This window comes from Holospora obtusa F1 (assembly GCF_000469665.2).
In the GTDB taxonomy this organism is placed as follows: Bacteria; Pseudomonadota; Alphaproteobacteria; order Holosporales; family Holosporaceae; genus Holospora; species Holospora obtusa.
In genome coordinates this window covers 1-7,278 of the sequence record NZ_AWTR02000089.1, presented here as the reverse complement: position 1 = coordinate 7,278, position 7,278 = coordinate 1, and the positions used below count along the sequence as shown (strand labels likewise).

Annotated in this window: 5 protein-coding genes and 2 pseudogenes; 2 read left to right on the top strand and 5 right to left on the bottom strand. The window is 34.6% G+C overall.

The window, feature by feature from the left end; genetic code table 11:
* Positions 1-107 precede the first annotated feature (107 nt).
* Entirely contained in the window at positions 108-983 is an 876-nt protein-coding gene (locus P618_RS05720) for a lysophospholipid acyltransferase family protein (protein ID WP_021828070.1), read from the bottom strand.
* 424 nt (positions 984-1,407) lie between these two features.
* On the opposite strand from P618_RS05720, the gene lpdA reads away from it, so the two are divergent.
* Complete coding sequence (lpdA, locus tag P618_RS05715; RefSeq protein WP_021828068.1) at positions 1,408-2,814, top strand: dihydrolipoyl dehydrogenase; 1,407 nt, start codon at positions 1,408-1,410, stop codon at positions 2,812-2,814.
* A gap of 488 nt (positions 2,815-3,302) precedes the next feature.
* On the opposite strand, the gene dnaG is transcribed toward lpdA, so the two are convergent.
* Positions 3,303-4,967 (bottom strand): DNA primase, encoded by a 1,665-nt coding sequence (gene dnaG, locus P618_RS06190; protein ID WP_021828067.1) that lies wholly within the window; start codon positions 4,965-4,967, stop codon positions 3,303-3,305.
* Positions 4,968-5,151: 184 nt separating this feature from the next.
* Between dnaG and P618_RS08320 the strand changes: the two are divergent.
* Positions 5,152-5,919 (top strand): annotated as a pseudogene (locus P618_RS08320) (transposase family protein).
* Between the two features lie 285 nt (positions 5,920-6,204).
* Here the strand turns inward: P618_RS08320 and P618_RS05700 are convergent.
* From P618_RS05700 to P618_RS08265, 3 genes and pseudogenes are all read right to left on the bottom strand, one after another.
* Positions 6,205-6,552: a hypothetical protein gene (locus P618_RS05700; protein ID WP_156919035.1), complete on the bottom strand. Its 348-nt coding sequence runs from the start codon at positions 6,550-6,552 to the stop codon at positions 6,205-6,207.
* A 90-nt stretch (positions 6,553-6,642) separates the two neighbouring features.
* Positions 6,643-6,900, bottom strand: a complete 258-nt coding sequence (locus P618_RS05695; protein WP_021828063.1) for a hypothetical protein — start codon at positions 6,898-6,900, stop codon at positions 6,643-6,645.
* Between the two features lie 182 nt (positions 6,901-7,082).
* Positions 7,083-7,278: pseudogene (locus P618_RS08265) on the bottom strand (IS481 family transposase); the annotation flags it as partial.

The following is a 7,278-nucleotide window of genomic DNA, read 5'->3' as shown; positions in this document are numbered from 1 at the left end:
TGAAAACCTCATTGAATCATTTTGCAATAAAACAAAAACTATTGTTAAAAGCCAATGTTTTAATGTTCAATGAACTTCAAATTTTGAAAGGTGCTACGTAAGATGAGTTAATGATAAGAAAATGGCCATCGTTTGTGAATCCAAAACCATTGCTCTGGATTTTGGAGAATTTCGTTCTCTAAGCGCTCATTTACACGCTGAATCATTTCTTCAAAACTATCTTTGTAAAAAATTGCCGGATAAAATTCGATTTTAAAACGATTTTCACCTAAACGCTGCGCATAAACAGGAATTAGCGGGCACTGATATTTTTTAGCACATCGCGCAGGGGTCACGGTAGTATGTGCAGGGTGCCTCAAAAAAGGAATTAAAGGACCTTGAGAAAATTTTTGATCTATGAGCATTAAAACCGCTTGGTGCGATTGAAGTGTTTCTACAATAGCTTTAACCGAATGATTTTCTTTAGATACCACGCGGTTACAAGTTTGACGTTGAAATTTCTGCATAGTTTTGTCAACCCACGGATTATTGGCTTGTCGATACACTTGAGTAACTTTAAATCCTAGGTGTTGCAACGCAAAAGAAATAATTTGAAAATTTCCAAAATGTCCAGAGATAAAAATACAAGGTTTATCTTTAAAACTGCGAATTAAATCTTCTCCTTTAATTTCTATGTGCTTGAAATCAAGCGATTTTAAGTGACAGTATTCTGCACATACTGCTCCCCAATGGAACCACATTTTTTTTAATACGCAGTGACGTTGAGAATGCGACCAATTTGGAAAAATATGTATCAAATTTTTCATTCCAACGCGATGTACCGGAAGCAAAGGTCCAACCCATTGAGCAAATTTTCCACCAATTTTTGAAGCTGATTTTGCTCTAAACAAAGTAAAAAATGCAACTATCCCTGAAAACCCTACGAATTCTATAATATATTTTCCTTGCTTGATACAACGACTTAAGTGTTTTGGTAACTTCATGAACGCACAAAACGTAATTATTTAATAGATGCTATCATGACATAGTGAAAAAATCTTATCTAGTCTATAACAAAGACTAATCGAGCGTATTGAAAAGATAAACTAAAACGTAAAGTAATTTTTTTAGATCAACGTTTTTCAAAAGGGGCTCTTTACCGATACAAAAATTTTCACTATTAAATATTTATTTTGAAATAGATGCAAATTTTTATTACAATAAAAAAGACAAAAATTAATATTTTTACTTTGTTGAAAGGCCCAATTCAACCTAGAATTGCATGTGAGGACAAGAAGATACAGGGGGAAATTTTGATAAGGTAAAATACAAAAAATCTTTCTTAAAAAAAGCAACCTAGACATTTTCATAAAAAATTTGATAAGATACCCTGAGTATAAGAAGTGATTCGTCCGTAGGTGTGTTTGAATGAAGTACAATATTGGAATTATTGGTGCAGGACCAGGGGGCTATGTTGCCGCTATTCGAGCAGCTCAACTTCAGCAGTCTGTTGTGCTTATTGAAGAGTGTGATCTTGGGGGAGTATGCTTGAATTGGGGGTGCATTCCTACGAAAGCTCTTTTAAAAAGTGCTCAACTATGGCGCGATCTAGAAAAATTATCTCAACACGGTATTTCAATTCAAGGCAAAACGTTTGATTTAAAAAAAATGGTTTCGCGTTCTCGAAGCATTTCTCAAACCCTTACGAAAGGGCTTCAAGGATTAATGAAAAAACACAATATTACTGTGGTCAAAGGAAGAGGTCGCATTAAAGAATGTAGACCAATGTCTCTGCTTGTTCAAGTTTCAGGGAGCGGCTCTATGGAGCTAGAGATCGAACACCTGATTCTTGCTACGGGAGCAAAACCTAAATCTCTTTCTTTAAATATTCCGGAAGAAATTTTTTGGAACGCTTGCTCTGCTATGACTCCAGATTTTTTACCAGAGCGTTTACTTATTATTGGCGCTGGAGCCATAGGAATGGAATTTGCTTCGTTTTATCAAGCATTAGGAACACAAGTCACGATACTAGAACAAGGTGGGTGTATACTTCCTTCTGAAGATCATGAGATTAGGCAATTTGCATACAAAATTTTTCAAGAACAGGGGATGGACTTTCATTTAGGAATGGAGTTAAAGTCAGTCACAATTAAAGAAGATATGATTCATGCTCTCGTTGCTTCTAATACCCAAAATAAAAATATGTCTTGGCATGGTTGTGTTAAAACCGATCGTATATTGGTTGCTATCGGAGTTACAGGGAATACTGAAGATTTAGGATTAGAAAAAACACGTGTGTGTGTGAATCACGATCATATTAAAGTAAATGGTGTTTTTCAAACAGATGAACCAAATATTTATGCCATTGGCGATGTAATTGGAGCTCCTTGGTTAGCGCATCTTGCAAGTCATCAGGCAATAGCGTGCGTAGAACATATCGTAACAGGAGTCACTCATACTATAGATCCTTTGTCTGTACCGGGATGTATTTATACTCTTCCTCCGTTTGCAAGTTTTGGTATGACGGAAGAAAAAGCTAAAACTCAACATGCAATACGTGTTGGAAAATTTTCGTTTTCTGGAAACGGTCAGGTCTTAGCACAAGACTCTGGTCCTGGATTAATCAAAATTATTTTTGATGAAACAACAGGAGAATTGTTGGGAGCACATCTTTTTGGACAAGGAAGTCCTGAATTATTAAGTGCTCTTTTGGTCGCCAAAGGGTTGGAAGGGACACCAGAAGCGCTTTGCTCTATAATATTTCCCCATCCAACTATGAGCGAAATGATTCACGAAGCAGTGCTTTCAGCTCAAGGACGAGTGTTGCATGCTTGAAGAAAGGCTAGTAATCCTGAAAAATATCCTCTATATTTAGAGATTCGGATGAAAGAATTATTAAAAAACTCTTTAAGCTCAATTTTTATGCAGAACCGAAATTTTTTTAGAGGTAGATCAGAAAGGTAAATCAGGATTTTTCTGAATCTACGAAGTGCGGATTTTGTTGTAGTTATTACCTTGTCCTTTATTTATTTCTACGTTAATTCATGTGGTATTAAAAAGATCGATGAATAAAAATGGAAATGATTACTTTTAAATTTACGAGATTTGAAAATACTATTTGATTTTTTATTTTATTTTTATATAAGCACTCTTTATAGTAAATTAAGTTGAGATTTATGAATAAATGCAAAAAATGATATTCAATGATCAAAGAGAAACTTTTTTGGCTAATACGATCTTAGAATGTTCTTCTAAAAACCACGCTTATTTTTGTAAAATTAGACTTAATGTACTATAGTGTAACGTTTTGAAAAAACATATTACTAAAGCGCATCATCTTTTAACGTAAGCAATTTAAGCTCTTCCCATTGAGAAAAAAGAAATTGAACATCGTCTTTTAGGTGGCTTCTCACCCCTTTCAAATAAAATTCTGTCTGATACGTGTTAAATAATTCTATCCATTGCTCTTGTAAGTCCTGAAGATTCAAATGTTTCCAAAAAACCAAGTGCGGCATTATACGACGAATCAAATCTTCATACCAACTGATATCAGAAAAATTTACAAGTGTTGGAACGTGATGACACGTATCAAAATCATTTTCTTGATGCACTTTCCATTCGATAAGCGCCTCTTTAAGAGGGATATACGCATCTGGGCAAAAAAGCTGAACAAGCAGCTCTTGGACTTCTCCCAATAATCCAGGAAAAATACACACAGAACCTAGTAAAATTTCCACGCCTAATACTACAGAAACTGAGCAAGATACTTGCTGATTTTTTGAAAAAATAGTCCGTTTCTTATAAAAACGTTCTTTAAAAAAAGCTTGATATGCGCGTTTAACCTCTATATTTCGAATAGTTTCTATCTGTTGCTTCCACAAAATAACAGCTTTTGCTTGGCGCTCTGGAGTCAAAGAAACTTCTTGAGAAAACACATGTTGATAGAGTGCCTCAAAAAGAGGACTCGCATCGTTCAAAATACGCTCCATCATTTCCCATCCTTGATAGTGAAGGATGCTTTGAGGATCTTGCCCAAAGGGAAGCGTCGCAATGCGCAAAGTGTTGCCGGGCTCTAAAAGTGGTAATGCGGTACACAACGCTCTGTAAGCCCCTTTTTTTCCTGCTTGATCACCATCAAAACACACAATGGGTTCTGGCGTGATACTCCAAATCATACGCAGGTGTTCTTCAGATAAAGATGTGCCTAAACATGCCACAGCAGGCATATATTTCCAAAACGCAAGCGCATCTAAATACCCTTCAACGATTACACATGAGCTATTGTGCTTTAAAGTGCCTATACCATAAAGCGTTTGATGCTTCACAAAAAGAGGTGTTTCTGGAGAATTAAGATATTTTGGCATTTTTTGATCTTGTAGGCTTCTTCCTCCAAACCCCAAAACTTCAGATTTGCTATTTAGGATAGGAAACATAATCCGTCCTTCAAAAAAATTTCTTCCATTTTTTTCGCTTATCAGACCGGATTTGATCAACACATCACTAGATAAGTGAGCTTTAATCGCACTCATCACAGAAACATCACACCACCCCAACTTAAAATGCTCTTGACACGAAAGAGAAATCCCTCTCTTTCTTAAATAATGAAGAGCAGCTGGATGATTTTGCAATGCCTGAACAAAAAAATCGCATACTTTCAACAAACAATGCTTTAATTCAAAATCTTTATGTTTTTCAGGTTTATCCTTTGGCAGGGAAATATGAGCGCGTTCTGCAAGTTTTTCAAGAGCCTGCGCATGAGTAATGCCCTCAATGTTTTTTACAAAATCAATGACATCCCCATGGGCACCGCACCCAAAACAATGGTAACTTCCTTTATTTTCCTGAACAACGAAAGAAGGACTTTTTTCCTGATGAAAGGGGCATAATGCACCCCAATGATTTCCTTTTTTGCGCAGCTTAACGTACTCAGACACAAGATCAACAATGGAAATACGGTGACGAATTTTTGTATAAACTGAAGTGTCCAATCTATCGCATAAATTTTTTTAGATCGCACAGTTCAAGATACACTAATTTTAGAAAAAATTCTATTCATACAATAAACAAAATGATAAAAAGTCCTACTTTTTCAAAAAAATACTTTACGCTAATGTTTGTCCCAGAGAATTCTAGTGTATTTTATGAAGACCACACTGTATGGAGAAAAAGCTTATGGGGCAACTATTACATGCAAATGCTAGAACAACAGAAGGTCACCCGTAGAGAGATTCGTAATAGTCAAGAGAGCATAGCAAAATCAGCCGCAAGGTTTAATGTTAATCCAAAAACGATCATAAAATGGAGGAAGAGGGAAGATACAAAAGATCTTCCGATGGGGGGCTAAGAAAATATAGCCTGAAAGAAACAATTTTAGCAGATTCAGTCTTCATAGATGTTTACAGCGCCATGATTGTTCTGTTTTACCTGAAAAACAAGGCGTAATTTCTTGCTGATAAAAAAATTTAAGCAATATCCTATTGGTTATTCACATAGAATAGAAGACGCGAGAACAGTTGAAGGCAAGGTGTATTTGTACGTTGCAATGGATAGGATATCTAAGTTTACCTATACAAAGCTTCATACAAAAAAACTAAGATGATTGCTGCTGAATTCTTACGTCATCTTATAAATTATAGAATACATAAGGTCCTCACCCCGATAATGGTAGTCTATTTATTCATCATAATCACCATAAACATGCAGTTACGCATATATTTCAGCGTGTCTGTAATGAAAATAACAGTGAGCATCGAAAGACCAATGGACAGATAGAACGGATGAATAGAGCTTTAAAAGAAGTAACTGTGAATAATTTTTATTATGCATCTCATGGATCAGCTCAAACAGCATCTGCATGCTTATCTTATGGCTTATAACTTTGTCAAAAGACTGCAAGCTATTAAAGGGAAAACGACTTGGCAACTTATTTTAAACCAGTAGATAAATTTATGCGCAATACTTTACAATTGATCCTAACCACTTCTTATTGGGACTAAACATCTAAACAGTGTGGTCACGAGATATTTTTATTATATCATATTTTAACTCATGACCACAGAACCCTAAGAAAACAGGTAAATTTTCTGTCTTCACATAAAGTAAGTAAAAAAACTAAGTCTTGATAAATTAATATATTAGTTTTCGTTTCACCTTGTTACCAAGGAGTTTAGTTTACGCAAAAATTTGATAAAAAATATTTATAAGAAAAACGCCTTGATTAAAATTTTATTTCTCTACTTCAAGATCTTTTTCTTGGTTTTTTTTCTTTTCAGGAATGCGCATGTCTATCTGCTTCACATTATTTACTTTTTTATTTATCTTTTTTTTAATTGAAAGAGACGTTGGATCATTACTTACAGACCTCATAAATATTCTGCGTATAAAAGACATGATATCCCTCAACGCTTCAGGTCGATTTTCATATTTTTGTACTTCATTTTCAGAAATATTATTATTTTCAAAAAAAACTTTTACAGCTTCTACTAAGTTTTTTTCAGAATTTTTAAAAGCATTATATTCTCTCTCATTAAAATATTCTGGAGCATACATGCGCGCATTAGTGCATTCTATCAATTTTTCTTTTACATTAACCAAAGGATCTAAAGTATTGTTTATGAAATTGTTTATTTCATTTGAGGCTTCTTTAATTCTATCTTTTGAGAATCATTTGATGATCTTAGAAACATTTTCTTCAGCAGATGCTTGAATATTTTGATCCAATACTTCTTCGTCTTCTGCACGGGGTTGTTGATAAAAGAAGCGTTGTTCGTCTTTATGATCACTAAGTCCAGGAAGAACACTCAAAAGATTTTTATCATAATTAGAATACACTCTTCCAAAAGGAGTTTCCATCGGAGACAATTTTGCTGCATTTATGTTTAAAGAAAAAAATGACGTCAATAATAAAAGTAATTTAATCATAATATTATCCTTTTTGTTATAAAACATATCCGTGAGCATTATATCATATACTTTATTGTTTTACAATACATGTGTGCGAGTTCATAATATTTTACCAAAGCTTTGCTTAATGCAGCCTGCATTTCGCGCACAGAATTTTCTAAAAAATCTGTACGAAAATCTTCTCTAAAGGTTCTGTTGCCTCATTCAATTCCACCGTTATACTCTGGTTTCTTAGGCGGCAAAACGATTAGAGGAAGTTTGAGTTGAGCACAAGCATCTTCAAAGTTTTCTATGAATTCTGATCCTCCATCGACCTGAACTAATTTACTGATGTTACGCAGCAATAGTTGATTTCTGCTTGAAATAATCATATTTTTCGTCCGTAAGTTTTTAAGG

Bases quoted from the DNA above. Each gene is read 5' to 3' on its own strand.
- P618_RS05720 (WP_021828070.1), bottom strand. From the start codon at position 983: ATGAAGTTACCAAAACACTTAAGTCGTTGTATCAAGCAAGGAAAATAT.
- lpdA (WP_021828068.1), top strand. From the start codon at position 1,408: ATGAAGTACAATATTGGAATTATTGGTGCAGGACCAGGGGGCTATGTT.
- P618_RS05695 (WP_021828063.1), bottom strand. From the start codon at position 6,900: ATGATTAAATTACTTTTATTATTGACGTCATTTTTTTCTTTAAACATA.